This is a genomic window from Saccharopolyspora sp. NPDC049357 (assembly GCF_040677225.1).
Lineage (GTDB): Bacteria > Actinomycetota > Actinomycetes > Mycobacteriales > Pseudonocardiaceae > Saccharopolyspora.
On sequence record NZ_JBFAQJ010000013.1, the window covers coordinates 150,201 to 167,902 of the forward strand.

The following is a 17,702-nucleotide window of genomic DNA, read 5'->3' on the forward strand; positions in this document are numbered from 1 at the left end:
CCCACGCGCGATGAACCTGGCCGGTCGAGCGCGCTGCCGGCCGGGCCCATCGCGCGCGGGATCAGAAGAAGACGTGCTCGGGATGCGGGTGGCTGAGGAAGTCGTGGTGCGAGATCTCCCAGCCGTAGGCTCCCGCGTGGCTGAAGACCAGCACGTCACCCGCGCGGATGCGCTCCACCGGCACGTCGCGGGCCAGGACGTCCTTGGGCGTGCACAGCTCGCCGACCACGGTGACCGGCCCGCTCACCTCCGGACGCGGCGCCGTCGACTCCCAGCGGTCCACCGGCAGCACCGTGAAGGGGTGGTTGTGCTGCCAGGACGACGGCAGCCGGAACTGGTGGGTCCCGCCGCGCACCAGCGCGTAGTCCACGCCGTGGTTGCGCTTGACGTCCAGCACCTCCACGGCGTAGCTGCCGCACTCGGCGACCAGGTAGCGCCCGCACTCGAAGTCGATCTCCCGCACGTGCGCGGGGAACTCGGCGAGGACCGACGGCAGGCGTCGGGCGAACGTCGGCCAGTCGAACTGCCGGTCCAGCCGGGCGTAGTCGACGCCGATGCCGCCGCCGACGTTGATCACCTCGCAGCGCAGCCCGAACTCCCGCTCCCACTCCGACACCGTGCGCCCGTAGTGCGCCAGCAGCTCCAGGTGGGCGTCGGCGGAGAGGTTGTTGGACAGCGAGTGCAGGTGGAACCCGGCGAGCCGCACACCGGGCAGTTCGCGGGCCGCGGCGACGCAGGCGGGCAGGTCCTGCTCGTCGATGCCGAACTGGGTGGGCTTGCCGGCCATCGCCAGGGTCGCGGTCGGGAACGGGCCCGAGAGGTTGACCCGCAGCAGCACCTCCGCCGTCGTGCCCAGCCGGGTCGCCGCGGACGAAACCCGGTGCAGCTCCAGCAGGCTCTCCACGTGCAGCCGCTGCACGCCCTGCTTGAGGGCCTGCTCGATCTCCGCGGGCGTCTTGGCCGGACCGCCGAACACCACCGGGACGTCGGCGCCGACGGCACGCGCCTTGTCCAGCTCGCCGCCCGAGGCGATCTCGAACCCGGCGACCAGCGGAGCCAGGGCGCGCAGCAGCGGATCGGCGCTGTTGGCCTTCATCGCGTAGAACATCCGGCAGCGGCGCGGCAGCGTGGCCGTGATCGCGCGGACGTGGTCGGTCAGCCTGTCCAGGTCGTAGGCGAACAGGCACACCGGATCACCGCCGACGCGTTCCCGCACGAGTCCTTCGAGTCGCTCAGTCATGGTTCTCCCGGTGTCGGTCGAGGTGGGCGCGCAGGGCGCGGGCGGCCAGGCCGCGTTCTTCGCCGAGCACGAAGGTGCGCACCCCTGCGGCGCGCCACCGCTCGTGGTCCTCGGGGGTGCGGGGGATCGCGCAGTAGGGCACTCGGTGGGCGTCGCACTCGGCGTGCACGCGGGCCAGCGCCTCCTGGACCAGCGGATGCCGGGTCTGCCACGCGACGCCGTAGGACTGCGACAGGTCCGCCGCGCCTTCCAGCACCAGGTCGACACCGCCACCGGCGAGGATCGACGGCAGCTCGTCGACGCCCTCGGCGTCCTCGATCATCGCGATGACCATGGTCTCCTCGTTGGCCCGGCGCACGTACTCGGTGAGCTCGATGCGCCCGAAGCCCGGCACCCGGCCCCCGTTGAGGCTGCGCATGCCCTCCGGTGCGTAGCGGGCGGCGCGGATCGCCGCGTCCACGTCGGCGCGGCACCGCACGTGCGGCACGACCACGCCCAGCGCGCCCGCGTCCAAGGCCTGCAGGATCGCGCCGGGATCGGCTTCGGGGACGCGGACGAAGGGGATCAGGTCGACCGCCTCGGCCGCCCGGATGAGGTTCTCCAGCTGTTGCGGATCGACCAGGGAGTGCTCGGTGTCGAGGATGACGAAGTCGTATCCCGCGCAGCCGATCATCTCCACCAGCGGCGGTGACGGGATGGAGCAGAACAGCCCGTAGCTCTCACCGCCTTCGGCGAGCCGGCGCTTGACGGTGTTGGGCTTCAGCACCGCTCCACCTCCGCCAGCGGGTTGGGCACGGCGTGCAGCCGCAGCTCGGTGTCCGGGTGCAGCCTGCGGGTGGTCAGCTGCTCCACCTCGATCGCCGGGGTGAACAGCTCGAACAGCTCGAAACGGTCCTTCAGCTCCGGGAATCGGTGTTGGTAGGCGCGGATCTCCTCGGCAACCAGCCGCCAGAAGTCCTGTTCGGCGAAGTCGTAGTGGTCGGCGAGGAAGAGGGCGAGCTCACCGAGGTTGATGAAGAAGAACGCGTCCAGCAGGAAGTCGGTGACCAGGCTCAGCTCGTCGGTCTCGACGAAGGAGTTGCGGTTCTGGTGGTGCGCGGGCGTTCCCGCCAGCTCCGGGGCTTCTCCCGCGAGGTGCTCCCGGGAGAAGCGCACGCCGTCGTGGAAGTCCTTGAGCACCACGCGTTCCGGTTTCCCGTCGACGTGCACCAGGGCCATGTTCTGCGCGTGCGACTCCAGCGCGATCCCGTGCGCGCACAGCAGGTGCACCAGCGGCAGGGCGCTGACCCGCACCACCTGACGCACCCAGTCCTCGACCCCGGAGTCGCGCACCCACGCGTCGATCAGCGGTGTCCCGTCCCGCAGGCAGGCGGTCAGGCCGGTGAACGGGATCGCCCGCTCCCCGGTTCCCAGGTGCGGGTGCAGGCTCTCGCGCCAGATGCACGCCAGCGCACCGTAGGTGTCGGCCTGCAGCAGATCGGCTTCCGGCGTCACCGACACGCCCAGCTCCTCGCCGAGCAGGATCGGCCGCAGCTCGCCGGACAGGTAGTCGTCGCCGGCGACGACCTCGCGCAACCAGTCGGTGATGCGCGGGGCGTTGCGCACGGTGTGCGCGGCCAGGCCGCGGCTGGTGGAGGTGTTCACCATCGACATCGACAGCTTGAGGTAGGGGCGCTCGGGGGCGTCGCGGCAGGTCAGGGTGCGAATCGACTGCTGTGCGAGGAACTCGTGCGGGTCGTCGCCCAGCGGGATCAGCTCACCGCGCCCGAGCTGCTCGGAGAACGCCCGCGCGATGCGCTCCCGCCACTGCCACGGGTGCACCGGGACCAGCACGTAGTCGTCCGGGTCGCGACCTGCGTCCTCGATCCGGCGGTGGAAGTCCCCGATCGCGGTGCCCAGCTGCTCGGCCACGTAGTCGCCGCCGAGGGTCGCGGAACCGCTGACCTCGGTGATGTCGCGGTGGGCCGCCAGCCACAGCGGGCGCAGCGGGTTGGCGAACTCCGGGCCGAAGGCGATGTCGTCGGCGACGTCGAACCCGAGGCGCGACTTGTACGTCGGGTGGTAGCGGTGCCCGTCGGTGATGGCCGATTCCAGGACGTCGTGGTCCGCTGTGGACGGTGGGTCCTCGCGGAGGTGCTCCGACAGAGCGTCTTTGAACAGCGTCTCCTCCAGCTCGCGCGCGAAGCCGGGGAGGTGGCCGGGGTCGGCGTCCAGGGACTCGCGGACCTCCGAGAGGAACCGGGTGACCGACTCGGCCTCGACGCCGTCGCGCAGCACCGGCGAGGTCAGCCCGACCCTGCCGAACCCGAACCTGCGCACCGCGCGGAAGGAGTAGCGCACGGGTTCGCCGTCGCGGTCGGTGCCGGCGACGACGTGCTCGTCGCCCTCCAGGTCGGTGCGCACAGCACCTTCGTAGAGCAGGGATTCGACGAGCTGGCGGAACACCCGGCGCCGCACGTCCGCGGCGCGGGGGTCGCTCAGCGCAGCCTGCACGAGCTCGGCGGTCATCGGGTCACCTCGTGAATCGGGTTGGGGATGTCGACGTAGAGCGGGTTCTCACCGCGCTCGGCGAACCGGCTGAGCAGGTTCGCCTTGGCGGGCAGCGTCGGTGCCTCGCGCAGTTCGGCCGCGTACCGCCCGGGAACGCCGCGCAGGAACTCGCGCACGACCTGCCACAGCACCCGCTCACCGGCGGGTGTGCACCGGCCGAGCACCGCGACCACGTGCCCGAGGTGGTTGGTGACCAGGTGGTACCGCAACCGGTGCCACGCCTCGGCGTCGTCGTAGAGCACCGGGCTGGTCGGGGGCAGGATCCCATCGGGAACGCGATCGCGGTCGGCGCTGGTGCCTTCCATGTCGCGCACGTAGAACCTGCTGGGCCAGCCGTCGTCGGTGTGCAGCAGGCTGTTCTGCACGTGCGCTTCGAAGCCGATGCCGTCGTCGGTGAACACCGCCAGCAGCGGTCCCAGCGAGATCCGCAGGTAGCGGCGCAGCCACTCGGTGACGTGCTCGGTGGTCAGCGGGCCCGCCTGCTCGACGAGGTCCACCAGCGCAGGGCGACCGTGGGCCCGGTCCTCCAGCAGCGCGGCGAGCACGCGCGGCGCGATGTCGGTGCCCGCGAACGGGTTCCGGCGGAACAGCACGGCGAAGTCCGCCGCGAGGTCGCCGACCGCCGCAGGGTCGAGGGTGCGGTAGCCGGTCTCCGGGAGCACCTCGAACCCCTCGTGCTGCCAGCACTTTTCGAGCGCCGCCACCAGCCGACCGGCGTCGGCCGCGCGGTGCAGGTGCTCGACGGGGTTGTTGCGCACGAAGTTGGTGATCCGCACGTGCAGCGGCAGCTTCCACGCGGTCGGGAAGGCGGGATCGCAGACGGTGCGCACCGAGGACGTCGCGTACACCAGCGCTCCCACCGGACCCAGCGGAGTCAGCTGCCCCGCCTCGATCAACTCCTGCACCCGGGGCTGTTCCCGCAGGTAGCGGTCCTGCCACGGGTGCACGGGGAGAACCGAGAGGTCCTCCTGCGGGAGCCACGGCCCGTCACCGACCCGCTCTTCGAGCAGCAGCTCGGGCGCGGCGGCCCAGTGGTGCAGCCGGAACGACGCGCCGAGCTCCGGGGCGTAGCGCTCCAGGTCCTCGTCGCTGATCCCCTCCGCGCTCTTGGGCGTCGGGTGGAACGGGTGCCCCAGCAGCAGCGACTGCTCCGCCTGCCGGGTGATCTCCGCCGGATCGGTCGTGCGCGCGAACGCGGGCCGGTCCAGGTAGCGCGCCGTCCGGGCGACGCTGTTGGCGACCTGGCGGAGGAAGCGCTCCACCGCTTCCTCCGGTGCCGTCGCGCAGCGCCCGGCCAGCTCGTCGGCGACCAGCGCCACGAACTCCTCGTGTTCGAGCGCGACCCCGTCCCGGGACACCTCCGCCCCGTAGACGTGGTGTCCGATCTCGGACCGGTGCCGGACCTCCGCGCACAACCGGCTCGGAGAGGTTTCCCCGGTCCCGGATCGCAGCGGGATCCGCACCGAGCCGGCGCTGAACTCGCCCCCGACTTCCCTGACCAGCGCGTTCAGCAGCCGTTGCCGCGCGGCCGCACGGGCCACAACCTCGTTCACCGCAACACCTTCTCTTGAATCTCAACCGGGGCGGAGGTGTGAGTGGAACCCTCCGCCGCCTTCGTTCGGCCGGCCAGGGCCAGCAGTGCGGCGACGCCCAGCAGCGCGCCGATGAGGGAGAACACCGCCGCCGGCGGCAGCAGGACCGCCAGGACGGCGCCCGCGAGCGGGCCGAAGACCTGACCGAGGTCGAGCACCCCGGTGCTGAACCCGAACGCCGTGCCCGAACCGCGCTCCGGCACGTGGTGGGCGTTGACGTGCAGCACCGACTGCAACAGCGCCGCGAAGCAGAAGCCCTGCACGATCCTCAGCGGGATCAGCGCTTCCACGCTCACCAATCCCTGCAACGCCACCGCGAGCGCGCAGCAGGCCGCCGCCACGGCGAATCCCAGCTGCGCGGGCCTGCGGTCGTTGCGGCGGCCCCACCAGGGACTGCCCGCGCAGGACGCCGCCCAGGTCAGCGCCTGCAGGGCACCGACCCACACCGTCGCGGCGGCCACCGACCCGGACATCTGCTCGACCTGCGGAGCGAAGACCACCACCAGCGCGTAGATCGCGGCCTGCGCCGCGAAACCGGCCAGCAGCATCATTCGGCTCTCCCTGCGCCTGAGCAGGAGTCCCGCGATGGCGCGCGGCGAATGGCGTTCACGCGCCTGCGCCGGTGGTTCGGTCAGCGAGCACGCGGCCAGCACGCTCGACAGCACGAGCATCCCCGCCACCGCCGCGAACAACGGCCCGAACCCGATCCGGTTGGCCAGCAACCCGCCCACCAGCGGCCCCAGCAGCGAACCCGCCGCCGTGGCGCCGAAGAGCATCCCGAGCGCGCGCCCGCGCCGGTCGGTCGAGGCCGCCGCGGTCGCGTAGGACGCGGTCGCGCTGACCACACCGCCGCACGCGCCCTGCAGCAACCGGCAGGCCAGGAACTCCTCCGGTGTGCTCGCCACGGCCATCAGCGCGATCGCGAGGCCCAGCCCGGCGTGGGCGCGCACCACCATCGCCTTGCGGCCGAACCGGTCGCCGACCCAACCCCACAACGGCCCGCTGACCAGCTGGACCACCGCCGGAGCTGCCACCGAAACCGCCGTCCACCAAGGGATCTCGGATCGGGGCGTGCCGAGCCCGGCCAGGTAGAACGGCAGCAGCGGGACGACGATCGTCAGTCCCGCGGTCGCCGCGAACTGCCCCAGGCACAGCACGGGATAGGTCCTGCCCGGCGAGAACATCACGCCCTCAACCCCCCGACCAGCGGATTCGGCACCGACCCGACACCGGCGGGCATGCTCACCCCGCTGGAGCTCCCCTGCCGCAGCAGCGGCTCCAGCACCCGACGGCTGGGCCAGGAGTCGGCTCCCAGCAAGCACTTCCGCAGCACCTCGCGCACCTCGGCGGGCTGCGAGGGCAGGAGCTCCCGCACCGCCTCGTGCAACTGCGCCCACAGCTCCCGCTCGTCCACTCCGAAGTGACGGCGCAGGGCGTCGGCGATGCCGTAGAGGTTGACCTGGAACCCGAGGGTCTGCAGGTAGCCGACCAGCGACTCCGCCGAGTCGAGCCGCAGCGACTGCGGCGCACCGGGTTTGATGACGTACTGCGGATCCGGCGTACCGGCCAGGTGCATCCACTCCGGGAACAGCCGCAGCGTGTCGTGATCGCGCAGCACGAACTGCTCCACCCGTCCTTCTTCCAGCCGCACGACCACGTTCTGCCCGTGCAATTCCGGCAGCACCCCGCGGCTCAGGAAGCCGAACCCGACCTCGCAGAACGAGCGCGCCAGCTCGCCGAAGAACCGGACCGGGTCGAACTGGTCGGAGATCGCCGGTGCCAGCACGTCCCACTCGTGCGCGGCCAGCGCCGCCATCGGCAGCACCAGGCCGTCGAGCTCCGGGTAGATCCGGACCTGCGCGGCGAGCTGCCCTGGGCGGTCCCCGAACTCGTCGTCCGGGTCGTGCCAACCGGCCCAGATCCGCTCGTCGCACAACGCGACCCGCTCGCCCAACGCCGGAACGCGGTCGAGCAGATCCGCCATGCACCGCTGAGCCCGTTCGGCGTTGGCCAGGTAGCGAGGCGGGAGCAACCGCGTCGCGCCCAGCGTGGCGACACCGAGCGGGAGCTTGACGTGCCGGTCGGTCTCGGGTTCTGCGACCAGGGTGCGCAGCGAGGAGGTGGGGTGGAAACCGCCGATCCCGCGCGCCAGCGGAACCACCGCCCCCTCCGCCATCTCCGAGCCGAAGGACTCCGCCAGGGCGTGCTGGAACTGCCACGGGTGCACCGGAATCGGCTGGTAGTCCTCGCCGGCCTCGTCGAGCGCCTGCCGCTCGGCGGGGGAGAGGACCAGCTCGGCGAGGTGGTGCGAGAGCGGGTCGGAACCGTGGGCGAGGCGGTCGCGGCGCACCGCCACCCAGTCCAGGCCCCACGGCTCACCGCGCATCGGCCCGTACCGCTCGACCTCCTCCGCGCGCCACCCCGCCGCCGCCCGGGAGGTGGGGTGGAACGGGCGGTTGCGCGTCGCCGCCAACCGCTCCCCGGCCAGCAACTGCCCCTTCCGCGGCGTCAGGTCGAGGGACGCGCGCTGCTCGCGCAGCACCTCCGCGTGCTCCACCGCGGCCCGCAGGTCCGCGGCCACCTCGGACGAGTCCTCGCTCACCAGCGAGAGGAGCTCGGCCGGTGTCAGCGACCGCGTCCCCTCGAACAGGACCGGGCCGCCGGCGTGGCGATGGCGTTGCAGCGCGCCGCCGGAGATGATCCGGAAGCGCACCGCGCCGGCGGCCAGCGTGATCCGGCCCCAGCCCGACGGCTCCTCGGTGAGCTCGACGAGCTCCTCCTGCAGCAGCACGTCGATGAGGTCTCGCATGACCAGCTCGGCCGATCCGACCTGCATCAGTACAGGTCCAGCCAGGTGCCGACGCCCTGCTCCTTGGCGCGCTCGTAGACCGCGCCGGCGCAGGCGATGTCCTCCACGGCCATGCCCATCGGGTTGAGCACGATGATCTCGTCGTCATCGGTGCGGCCCGGTCGGGTGCCCGCCAGGATCTCGCCGAGCTCGGCGTGCAGCTGCTCGCGGGAGAACGAGCCCTCCAGCACCAGCTGGTTGATGATCTTCTTCTCGCGGTTGCTCTGGTCCCAGTCGTCCACCACGACCTTGTCGGCCTTGAGGAAGACGTCCTTGTGCACGTCCATGATGGACACGTTGCACAGCAGCGCGCCGCGCTTGATCCAGTCGGAGACGATGTAGGGCTCGCTGGTGACGGTGCACGGAACGACCAGGTCACCGGCTCGCACGGCCTCTTCGGCGGTCTCGGTCACGTGGGCCTTGACCGACGGGTACTCGCGGCCGATCCGCTCGGCCAGCGCGTGCGCGGCCTCCGGTCGCTGGTCGTGGAGGTGGACCTGCTGGATGCAGTCGAACTGCTCCAGCAGCGCCGTGATCTGGGTGCTGCCGATGACACCGCAGCCCACCAGCGCGACCTCGGAGAACCCGGCGCGCGCCAGGTGCCGGGCGGCCAGGCAGGTCACGCCCGCGGTGCGCCAAGCGCTGATCAGGCTTCCTTCGAGCACCGCCACCGGGTAGTTGCTCGCCGGGTCGTTGAGTACGATGACCGCGCTGGCGCGCTCCTTGCCGCGCTCGGCGGGGTTGTCGTGCTTGCTGCCGATCCACTTGATGCCGGACAGCCCGGGGTCTCCGACGTGCGCGGGCATCGCGATGATCCGGTCGGCGATGTGGCCCTGCTTGCCCGCGACCCGCAGGTACGGCTTGAGCGGCTGCACGGTCTTGCCCTCGGAGTGCGCGATCAACCCGGCGTTGAGCGCTTCCACGTAGAGCTCGGACGCCGCGCCGCCGACCGCTGCGATGTCGCTGCGGCTCAGGTAGAGCATCTTCGAGGATTCCTCGGTGGTCACCGGTTTTTCTCCTTCGTGTTGCGGTGTTCTGGTCAGTTCGCGCAGCGCTGGCGGGCGGCGTCGAACCAGTCGTCGTCGTAGATCAGGTCGAGGTAGCGGTCCCCGCGATCCGGGAACACCGCCACCACCCGGCACGGGCGGGGGAGTCGGGGCAACGTGCGCTGCACGGCGGCGACCACCGCTCCGGTGGACCCGCCGGCGAAGATCCCCTCGGTGGCGAGCAGTTCGCGGCAGCCCATGGCGGCTTCGAAGTCGTTGACGTGCACCACTTCGTCGATCTCGTCCGGGCTGAACAGCTCCGGGACCCTGCTCGCGCCGATGCCCGGCACGTCGCGCTGTCCGGGCGGGCCGCCGAAGATCACCGAGCCGACGGCGTCCACCGCGATCACCCGCATCTCGGGGAAGTCCTCCTTCAGGCGCCGCGAACAGCCCAGCAGGCTGCCGGTGGTGCTGACCGCCCCGAACAGGTACGACGGCGGTCCGTCGAGCTGACGGCTCAGCTCGTCGCCGGTGCCGTAGTAGTGCGCCTGCCAGTTGCGGTCGTTGGCGTACTGGTTGATCCAGATCGCCCCGGGCGAGTTCGCCACGATCTCCTGCACGCGGAAGATCCGGGTGTGCAGGTAGCCGCCGGTCTCGTCCGGCTGGTCGACGATCTCCACCTCCGCACCCAGGTGCCGGAGGATCGCGACGTTGGCGGGCACGGCCTTGGGGTCCAGCACGCAGGTGAACCGCAGCCCGTGGATGCGCGCGGCGATGGCCAGCGCGATCCCGAAGTTCCCGGAGCTGCTCTCCACCAGGTGGGTTCCGCGGCGGATCGAACCGTTGCGCAAACCGGATTCGACGATGTGCCGGGCGGACCGGTCTTTCATGCTCCCGCCGGGGTTCATGAGTTCGAGCTTCGCGATCACCTCGACATCGGATTGAGGGAAAAGCCGGTTCATCGCGACAGCAGGAGTGTTTCCCACGCATTCGAGAACCGACCCGATTACGGATTCGGTCTGGGTGTCGACGGCCACGTTTCTCCTCAGATCGACGACCGAAAGGCACAGCTACGAGCGGAAACGCTAACAAAGGCAAGGCTAACTTAACAGGATTGATCTGCGAGAGCCAGCGCACATCGGGGTGGCGCAAGCGGTTGCGGATCCTCCGTTGTGAAATTTCCGGGCGCCCATTTCAGGGATTCTGAGCTGCGCTTATCGGGTTTTCAGGGAAAGAAGTGGATCAAATCTTTCCGGATCTTCGACGAAGTGGATTCGAATGCTCCGAATGGGTGGAGAATTCGGCGGTGGCCGCGGGAGAGTCGCCCGATGAGATGGGGCTCCCCGCTGCGATGTTCGCTGGGTCAGGATTGGGGGAGACCCGAGTGGACCTGGAGCGATGAATGCCGGAGACGTTGTCCGTTGAGCTGGCCTACGGAAGGACGGGACTCACCGTCGAGCTGCCGTCCGAGCGCACGACCGTGGTCGCGCCCGCCCACCCGCCGGCGGCACCCGACTCGGCGGCGGCGCTGCGCCGAGCGCTCGCCGAGCCGGTCGCCGGTCCGCCGTTGCGGGAACGGGTGCGGGCCGGGCAGCGGATCGCCGTGTCGCTCTGCGACGCGACCCGGCCGCAGCCCCGCGAAGCGATGGTGCGCGCACTGCTGGCCGAGCTGGAGGGCATCGCGACGCGGGAGGACTTCACGCTGCTCGTGGCCACCGGGACGCACCGCGGCAACACCGACTCCGAGCTGCGGACGATGCTCGGCGACGAGCTCGTCGAGACCATACGCATCATCAACCACGACTGCCGAGACCCCGAAGTGCTCTGCCCGCTGGGAACTTTCGGTGACGGCGTGCCGGTGTCGCTCAACCGGCACTGGGTGGAGGCCGACGTCCGGATCACAACCGGATTCGTCGAACCGCACTTCTTCGCCGGTTTCAGCGGCGGTCCCAAGCTCGTCGCCCCGGGCCTCGCCGGACTGGACACCGTGCTCACGCTGCACGACGCGGCGCGCATCGCCAGCCCGCAGGCGACCTGGGCGGTCTGCGAGGGCAACCCGGTTCACGACGACGTCCGCGCCATCGCGGCGGGCACCGGCGTGGACTTCGCCTTCGACGTGGTGCTCAACCGCGAGCAGCGGATCGTCGAGGCCTTCGGCGGAGACCTGCTCCCGATGCACGCCGCCGCCCGCGAGGTGGTGCGGAGCTGTCGATGCAGCCGGTTCCGCAGCGCTACGACGTCGTGGTCACCACCAACTCCGGGTACCCGCTCGACCAGAACGTCTACCAGGCGGTCAAGGGCATGACCGCCGCCGCGACCGTCGTCAAGCCGGGCGGGCTGATCATCTGCGCCGCCGAGTGCAGCGACGGTTTCCCCGATCACGGCTCGTTCCGCGAAGTCCTGGCGTCCGAGCCCACGCCGGAGGCGCTGCTGCGGACCATCTCCGGGAGAACCGAAACCGTCCCGGACCAGTGGCAGGTGCAGATCCTCGCCCGCGTGCTCGCCACCGCCCGCGTCGGCGTGCACACCACCCACCTCACCGACGCGCAACTGCGCACGGCTCACCTCTACCGGGTCGACGACATCGCCACCGCGGTCGCCGAGGAACTCGCCGCGAGGGGCCCGCAGGCCCGCGTCTGCGTCCTCCCCGAAGGCCCGCAAACCATCCCGTACGTCAGGTGAGCGCACCCTCGATGATGCCCGCGGCGGTGCCGGTGGGCAGGTGCCGGATGGTGCGCAACCCCGCTGCGGCCAGCAGTTCTGCGTACTCGGCGGCCGTGCGTTCGCGGCCGTGGGTCAGCGCGGCCATGATCAGGTCCAGCCGCTTGCCCAGGTGGGGTTCGTCATCGTCCGGCAGCACCTTCTCGACCACCAGCAGGCGGCTGCTCCGGGTCATCGCTCGGGCGCAGGAGCGCAGCACGCGCACGCAGGTCTCGTCGTCCCAGTCGTGCAGGATGCGCGACAGCAGGTAGGCATCGGCTCCGGTGGGCAGCGAGTCGAGGAAGTCCCCCTCGACGACCTCGCACCGGGCGGAAACCCCTGCCGCGGCGATGTTCTGCCGCGCCTGCTCGGTCACCCCGGGCAGGTCGACGAGCACGCCGTGCAGGTGCGGGTGCCGGAGGAGCAGTTCGAGCAGCACGGTGCCGATGCCACCGCCGACGTCGACGAACTTCTCGATCCCGGAGAAGTCGTAGGCGCCTGCCACGGCCGCTGATTCGTCCCCGCTGGTGGCGATCATCATCCGGTTGAATCGGGTGGCCTCCGCCGGCCGATCCGCCATCAGCTCGAAGAACGGCTTCCCGTAGGCGATCTCCGGTCCGGTCCGCCCCTCGGCCACCCGCTCCGGCAGCACCCGCAGGGCGTCCCAGAACAGCTCGCCCTGCATGGTCAGCACCATGTCCCTGGTGCCGGACGGATGCCCTTCTCGGAGGGACTGTCCGGATTCGGTAAGCGAGAACCGCTGCTGTGGGCCTGTTTCCGGTCCCGGATCGGTGCGCAGCAGCCCGGTGGTGGCCACGGCGCGCAGCATCTGGTGCAGCGGTACCGGCTCGACGCCGCGCCTGGCCGCGAGGCTCGCGCACGACATCGGACCGTCGGCGAGCAGGTCAGGAACACCGAGGTCGGTCACCACGTACATGGCTCGGGCGAGGAAGGTGGCGTGCATGGTGTCGAGGACGATTCGCGGCGTGCGCACGGTTTCTCCTGTCGGTGATCAGGCGCTGAGCGCTTCGCGCACGGCTGCGAACTTGGCATCGGTCTCGTGGACCTCGACGTCGGGATCGGACTCGGCCACGATCCCGCAACCGGCGAACAGCCGCGCTCGCGGGCCGGACAGCTGGGCGCACCGCAGCGCGATGCCCAGTTCGCCGTCGCCGCTCGCGTCCAGCCAGCCCACCGGGGCCGCGTACCGGCCCCGGTCGAGGTCCTCCAACTCGGCGATCAGCTTAGCGGCGGCTCGTCGCGGGGTGCCGCCGACGGCGGCGGTCGGGTGCACGGCGGCGGTCAGGCCGAGCAGGTCGACGCCCGATGTGAGCGTGGCGCTCACATCGGTGGCGAGGTGCGCGATGTTGCGCAACCGCAGCACGCTCGGCCCGGAGGTGCGCACGTCGGCGCAGTGCGGCGCGATGGCGGTCAGCAGCGACTCCACCGCGAAGTCGTGCTCGTCGCGGTAGGACGGCGAGTCCAGGAGATGTTCACCGTCGCCCGACCAGCTGGAACCGGCCAGGACTCGCGAGGTCACCTGATCGCCTCGGCGCCTCAGCAACATCTCCGGCGTCGCACCGATCAGGCCGTCGACGGTGAAGGTCCAGCACTGGGGATGCCGCTGGGCCAGCTCCCGCAGGAGGAAGCGCGGATCGATCGGGCCATCGGCCTCGGCGAGCAGGTCCCGAGCCAGCACGACCTTGTCCAGCTCGCCCAGCCGGAGCCGCCCCACGGCCTCGGCGACCGCATCCCGCCATCGGGCTCGGGGAAGCGCGCCCTCGCTCCAGCGCACCCCGACGGGCCGTGCGATCGGGCTGCGCTGCGGGGGAGTTTCGGGCCCGACGGTGGTGACCCGGCTCCGGCCGTCCCGTTGGGTCACCAGGACCTTCGGCACGATCAGCACCGAGCGCCCGCGGTGGTCGAAGGAGAAGCTGACGAACGCCACTGCGCCGGCCGCGTCTCCGCCGAGCGAGGAGACGAAGCCGGACCACGTTCGCGCAGCCTGCTCGTACTGGCCGGGTCCGGTGAACTCGAACCGGGCCGCTTCGCCCCAGCCGATCATTCCTCCGCCGTCGTGCATCCAGGACACCATCGCGTCCCCGTTCGGCGGGAGGGTCCAGAGGTCGGTGCCGTGCTCGACCTCGCGGAGGTGGACCGATGTGCGTTCCGGGAGGGTGGTCGTCATGTGGGCCCCTTGCCTCAGATCATCTCGGTGATGTTCGGTTCGACGCCCAGCAGCGCGCGGCCGAAGATCTCGGAGCAGGACGCCGGGTTGGCCACGGCGTGCCGCGATGCGGCGTGGATGTCGCGCACGTAGGCCTGCAGCGGGCTGCTCTCGCCGAAAGCCGATGCGCCGTGGGCGGTGACGAGGTCGTCGACCGCCTGCCGGCACAGCTGCACGGCGTGGCCGGTGTGCTGGCGGATTCGGGCGCGGGTGAGGTGGTCGGGGAAGGTGCCGTCGTCGGCGTGGCCGTCGACGACGGCCGCCGAGTTCTCCGCGATCAGCCGCGCGAGGTCAATCTTCATCGACGCGTCGGCGACGGCCAGCTGGAACGCTGTGGAGTCGCGCTGCCGCTCGTAGTGGGTGAAGGCGATGCCCTTGGTGTCCGCTGCCGCCACGACGTGGTCCAGCACGGCGGTGGCCATCCCGAGGTAGGGCGCGATCATGTAGCTGGCGAGCGTGGGCATCAGCGCCGCCCGGTAACGGGGCTCCGGGGACCCCAGCGGGAAGCGGCCGTGGATCGCGTCGCTCAGCGGCAGCACCCGGTGCTCGGGTACGAACAGGTCTGTCCCGACGAGCAGGTTGCTGCCGGTCGCCCGCATTCCGATGGTGAACCAGGTGTCCTCAACGGTCAACTCCGCCATCGGGATCAGGGCGAGGGCCGCTTCGCCGTCGCCTCGGGGAAAGCCGAGGATCGCCCACCGGGAGTGCAGGCAGCCGGAGGCCGGTGCCCAACGTCCGCTCAGCACCCACCCGCCATCGACCTGCCGCGCCGTGGATCGCGGGGCCAGCACGGTGCAGACGCTGGTGTCCGGGCCGTCGGCGTAGACCTCCTCCTGCGCGCGTGCCGGGAACAGGCCGCTGATGAACGCGCCGGAGCCGAGGATCATCACCACCCACCCGGCGGAGGGGTCTGCCTTGGAGACCTCGCACGTCGCGTCGATGGCGGTGCGCAACGCGCATTCGCCACCGCCGAAGCGCGCGGGGACCAACGCTCGCAGCACCCCGGTGTCGGTGAGGCAGGTGAGCGTCTCCTCGCTGAGGGCGCGCTGGGAGTCGTTGCTGTCGCGATTGCGTTCGAGCACCTGGTGAGCTGCGGCGGTCAGGTGTGGGAGGTCCGGGTTCGTGGTCACGTGGTCTCCTCGATGCTCGTCGACCTTCACGATGAAGCCGCAGGGACGTGCACCGGTTCGACGGTCGCACTGGCGAGCGCGCTTTCGACGGCCGCTCGCAGCCGTTCGTGCAGCTCGCGGCGATGCGTCCGGTCGACCGGCACCTCGACCACGCGCAGACCGGCGGCTCCGACCAACGCCGTCGCCAGGTCTGCGAGGTCTTCGACGAGGACATGCTCGATCCTGCACGAGGCGCACAGCCCGGATATGTCCACCCGCTGCGGAGTGCCGAAGATGCGCTCGAACGCCGGCGCGTAGGCGTCGGCACCCTGTTCCAGCACCGTGAAGATGCTACCGCCGTCGTCGTTGGCGACCACGATCGTCAGCTGTGGTTCCGGTTCGTCCGGGCCGATGAGCAGCCCGTTCGAGTCGTGCAGGAAGGTCAGGTCGCCGATCAAGGCGTAGCTCGGTCCGTCGTGCGCCAGCGCAGCACCGACCGCGCTGGAGACGACGCCGTCGATCCCGGCCACGCCCCGGTTCGCCAGCACGGTGACGTCCGCACGCGGGTGCGCGGCCAGGGCGATGTCTCGGATCGCGTTGGACGGTCCCGCGAACACCTGCGATCCCGAGGGGACGCTTGCGAGCACGGCGCTCGCCACCTGCGGGCCGGTCGTCGTTGCGCAGGACTCGACCTCGTCGATCGCGGCACACGCGGACCGATCGGCGAACTTCCAGCGTTCGCCGAACTCGGGTGGCGGCTCCCAGCCAGTGGGGAGGGCGCCGACGGCGCGCACCGTCCCCGGCACGTCCGTCCACAGGGGACGAATTCGTCCTCCTGCAGCGGGTGGTACCGCGAAAACCGCGATCCGTTCGTCGGCCAGAAGTCGCTGGACGGACCGGTGCATCGTCGGCCTGCCGAACACCACCACCTGCTCGGGGAGCAGCTGCTCGGCGCGGCCGGACAATGCCTCCGTCAGCAGCAACGGACCCGATCGCAGGGACCGGTGCCACAGCGGTGACCCGGGCTCGGCGAGCACCGGCAACCCCGGCGGGACCGCGTCGGCCCCGCCCTGGCCCGCGATCACCAAGGTCGGAGCCTCCGCGGACAGCGGCAAGGCACCGGCGAAGTTCCCGCCGGGAACGATGGTGCTCCAGGCGAACCCGTCGGCGCGGCCGGCCTCCGGAACGGCGGAGCCGAGGTGATCGGGCACCAGCGGTTCGCGCAACGGGACGTTGAGCTGCACCGGCCCGGGATCGTGCGACAGCGAGCCGAGCGCGCACGACACGACCCGGTCGACGGTGCTCCTCCAGTGCCGCCGAGAGGTCATGTCGGCGATGGGCATCTCGGCGAAGCACCGCAGCGCGCTGCCGAACAAGCCGTGCTGGTCGATGGTTTGGCCCGCCCCGGTGCCGCGCAGCTCGACCGGGCGATCCGCTGTGATCGCGAGCAGCGGGAGTCCGGCGTGGTCGGCTTCCAGCACGGCCGGGTGCAGGTTTGCGGCGGCCGTTCCGGACGTGCACACGACCGGGACCGGTCTACCCAGGTGCATCGCGAGGCCCGTGGCGAGAAACCCCGCGCTGCGCTCGTCGATCCGCACGTGCAACCGCAGGCGGCGCGCGGAATCCGCTTCGTGGAGCGCGAAGGCCAGCGGGGCGTTGCGCGATCCCGGGCACAGGACCGCGTCGCGCACACCGCAGCGGATCAATTCGTCCACGATCGCGTTGGCCTGGTCCGTAGACGGGTTCATGGGTGGTGAACATACGGGCGCGGCCGCTTCAGAGGTGTGAACGAGCGGTTACGTAGTGCACACAACGGGTGTTGTTACCCGAAGAGAAGTAGTTTCCACCGGTGGAACTCCGACTTCACCACCGAGCATCATTCGTCTTGATTGACTTCGATCAACGCCGGAAAAGCATCGCAGTCATTGGGGATTCGTTTCACTCCTCTCATGAGGTCACGTATTGCGCGTGTTGGGAAGGCGTTTGGTCGGAAGTTCCGGTCGTCCGATCGGAATTGCTTCTAATGAAGGGAAGTCGAACCTTGAGCGCTAATGATGTCGCGAGCACCGGTCGACGTTGCGCCCGCGCGGCCGTCACCCTGGCCGCCAGCGGAGCCATGCTGGGGCTGGTCGGTGCTGGTACCGCGTCGGCGCACGAGTCCGCGCCCGAGCCCACCGACGGACCGCTCGGTGCGGTCCAAGCCTCTGCGGGCGCGCTCGTGGGCCACCTGGAGGAGTACCACCTCTCCGACCCCACCTGGGAAGTCGAGAGCCTGCTCACCAGTCCCGAGGAGAACATCCGCATCCACCACGAGATGGCCGACGAGATCATCGATCCGGTCCTCAGCCTGCTTCCGTGAACCCAGCGGCGCGGTGGTCGGCCGCCGACAGCGCCATCGAGGCGACCACCGCGACTTTCCGCGCCGTGGTGCCGACTGCTTCGGTTGTCTC

At 70.7% G+C, this 17,702-nt stretch carries 15 protein-coding genes; 3 read left to right on the top strand and 12 right to left on the bottom strand.

Going from position 1 to position 17,702, the window contains the following annotated elements:
• Positions 1 to 61: 61 nt before the first annotated feature.
• From AB0J91_RS14150 to sbnA, 8 genes are read right to left on the bottom strand one after another with little or no spacing between them, the layout of a single operon-like run.
• Complete coding sequence (locus AB0J91_RS14150) at positions 62 to 1,240, bottom strand: type III PLP-dependent enzyme (protein ID WP_363868083.1); 1,179 nt, start codon at positions 1,238 to 1,240, stop codon at positions 62 to 64.
• Positions 1,233 to 2,006 carry an aldolase/citrate lyase family protein gene (locus AB0J91_RS14155; protein WP_363868086.1) on the bottom strand — a complete coding sequence of 258 codons (774 nt, stop codon included), beginning with the start codon at positions 2,004 to 2,006 and terminating at the stop codon, positions 1,233 to 1,235. Before AB0J91_RS14155 ends, AB0J91_RS14150 begins: the two co-directional genes overlap by 8 nt.
• Positions 2,000 to 3,748: an IucA/IucC family protein gene (locus tag AB0J91_RS14160; protein WP_363868089.1), complete on the bottom strand. Its 1,749-nt coding sequence runs from the start codon at positions 3,746 to 3,748 to the stop codon at positions 2,000 to 2,002. The genes AB0J91_RS14155 and AB0J91_RS14160 overlap by 7 nt, the downstream gene beginning before the upstream one ends.
• A complete protein-coding gene (locus tag AB0J91_RS14165) occupies positions 3,745 to 5,343 on the bottom strand; it encodes an IucA/IucC family protein (RefSeq protein ID WP_363868092.1) in 1,599 nt (532 codons plus the stop codon). The genes AB0J91_RS14160 and AB0J91_RS14165 overlap by 4 nt, the downstream gene beginning before the upstream one ends.
• On the bottom strand, positions 5,340 to 6,566 hold the full coding sequence (locus tag AB0J91_RS14170; RefSeq protein ID WP_363868144.1) for an MFS transporter: 1,227 nt from the start codon (positions 6,564 to 6,566) through the stop codon (positions 5,340 to 5,342). The genes AB0J91_RS14165 and AB0J91_RS14170 overlap by 4 nt, the downstream gene beginning before the upstream one ends.
• Complete coding sequence (locus tag AB0J91_RS14175; RefSeq protein WP_363868095.1) at positions 6,566 to 8,218, bottom strand: IucA/IucC family protein; 1,653 nt, start codon at positions 8,216 to 8,218, stop codon at positions 6,566 to 6,568. Before AB0J91_RS14175 ends, AB0J91_RS14170 begins: the two co-directional genes overlap by 1 nt.
• Positions 8,218 to 9,237, bottom strand: a complete 1,020-nt coding sequence (gene sbnB / locus AB0J91_RS14180; protein WP_363868098.1) for a 2,3-diaminopropionate biosynthesis protein SbnB — start codon at positions 9,235 to 9,237, stop codon at positions 8,218 to 8,220. Before sbnB ends, AB0J91_RS14175 begins: the two co-directional genes overlap by 1 nt.
• A 32-nt stretch (positions 9,238 to 9,269) precedes the next feature.
• Positions 9,270 to 10,253: a 2,3-diaminopropionate biosynthesis protein SbnA gene (gene sbnA, locus AB0J91_RS14185; protein WP_363868101.1), complete on the bottom strand. Its 984-nt coding sequence runs from the start codon at positions 10,251 to 10,253 to the stop codon at positions 9,270 to 9,272.
• Between the two features lie 365 nt (positions 10,254 to 10,618).
• Here sbnA and larA point away from each other — a divergent pair, with 365 nt between their 5' ends.
• Both larA and AB0J91_RS14195 read left to right on the top strand, forming a co-directional pair.
• Positions 10,619 to 11,521: a nickel-dependent lactate racemase gene (gene larA / locus AB0J91_RS14190; RefSeq protein ID WP_363868104.1), complete on the top strand. Its 903-nt coding sequence runs from the start codon at positions 10,619 to 10,621 to the stop codon at positions 11,519 to 11,521.
• Complete coding sequence (locus tag AB0J91_RS14195; RefSeq protein ID WP_363868107.1) at positions 11,428 to 11,898, top strand: hypothetical protein; 471 nt, start codon at positions 11,428 to 11,430, stop codon at positions 11,896 to 11,898. The genes larA and AB0J91_RS14195 overlap by 94 nt, the downstream gene beginning before the upstream one ends.
• On the opposite strand, the gene AB0J91_RS14200 is transcribed toward AB0J91_RS14195, so the two are convergent.
• From AB0J91_RS14200 to menD, 4 genes are read right to left on the bottom strand one after another with little or no spacing between them, the layout of a single operon-like run.
• On the bottom strand, positions 11,891 to 12,910 hold the full coding sequence (locus tag AB0J91_RS14200; protein ID WP_363868109.1) for a methyltransferase: 1,020 nt from the start codon (positions 12,908 to 12,910) through the stop codon (positions 11,891 to 11,893). The two genes, AB0J91_RS14195 and AB0J91_RS14200, sit on opposite strands and share 8 nt — an antisense overlap.
• Positions 12,911 to 12,928: 18 nt before the next feature.
• Positions 12,929 to 14,104 carry an isochorismate synthase gene (locus AB0J91_RS14205; protein ID WP_363868112.1) on the bottom strand — a complete coding sequence of 392 codons (1,176 nt, stop codon included), beginning with the start codon at positions 14,102 to 14,104 and terminating at the stop codon, positions 12,929 to 12,931.
• Positions 14,105 to 14,118: 14 nt separating this feature from the next.
• On the bottom strand, positions 14,119 to 15,273 hold the full coding sequence (locus AB0J91_RS14210) for an acyl-CoA dehydrogenase (RefSeq protein WP_363868115.1): 1,155 nt from the start codon (positions 15,271 to 15,273) through the stop codon (positions 14,119 to 14,121).
• Between the two features lie 26 nt (positions 15,274 to 15,299).
• Positions 15,300 to 17,000 carry a 2-succinyl-5-enolpyruvyl-6-hydroxy-3-cyclohexene-1-carboxylic-acid synthase gene (gene menD / locus AB0J91_RS14215; RefSeq protein WP_363868118.1) on the bottom strand — a complete coding sequence of 567 codons (1,701 nt, stop codon included), beginning with the start codon at positions 16,998 to 17,000 and terminating at the stop codon, positions 15,300 to 15,302.
• A 293-nt stretch (positions 17,001 to 17,293) separates the two neighbouring features.
• Here menD and AB0J91_RS14220 point away from each other — a divergent pair, with 293 nt between their 5' ends.
• On the top strand, positions 17,294 to 17,611 hold the full coding sequence (locus AB0J91_RS14220) for a hypothetical protein (RefSeq protein ID WP_363868121.1): 318 nt from the start codon (positions 17,294 to 17,296) through the stop codon (positions 17,609 to 17,611).
• Positions 17,612 to 17,702: the final 91 nt, after the last annotated feature.

Excerpts from the sequence above, each read along its gene's own strand:
- larA (WP_363868104.1), top strand. The coding sequence starts at position 10,619 with ATGCCGGAGACGTTGTCCGTTGAGCTGGCCTACGGAAGGACGGGACTC.
- menD (WP_363868118.1), bottom strand. The coding sequence starts at position 17,000 with ATGAACCCGTCTACGGACCAGGCCAACGCGATCGTGGACGAATTGATC.
- AB0J91_RS14160 (WP_363868089.1), bottom strand. The coding sequence starts at position 3,748 with ATGACCGCCGAGCTCGTGCAGGCTGCGCTGAGCGACCCCCGCGCCGCG.
- AB0J91_RS14205 (WP_363868112.1), bottom strand. The coding sequence starts at position 14,104 with ATGACGACCACCCTCCCGGAACGCACATCGGTCCACCTCCGCGAGGTC.
- AB0J91_RS14175 (WP_363868095.1), bottom strand. The coding sequence starts at position 8,218 with ATGCAGGTCGGATCGGCCGAGCTGGTCATGCGAGACCTCATCGACGTG.
- AB0J91_RS14150 (WP_363868083.1), bottom strand. The coding sequence starts at position 1,240 with ATGACTGAGCGACTCGAAGGACTCGTGCGGGAACGCGTCGGCGGTGAT.
- AB0J91_RS14195 (WP_363868107.1), top strand. The coding sequence starts at position 11,428 with ATGCAGCCGGTTCCGCAGCGCTACGACGTCGTGGTCACCACCAACTCC.
- AB0J91_RS14170 (WP_363868144.1), bottom strand. The coding sequence starts at position 6,566 with ATGTTCTCGCCGGGCAGGACCTATCCCGTGCTGTGCCTGGGGCAGTTC.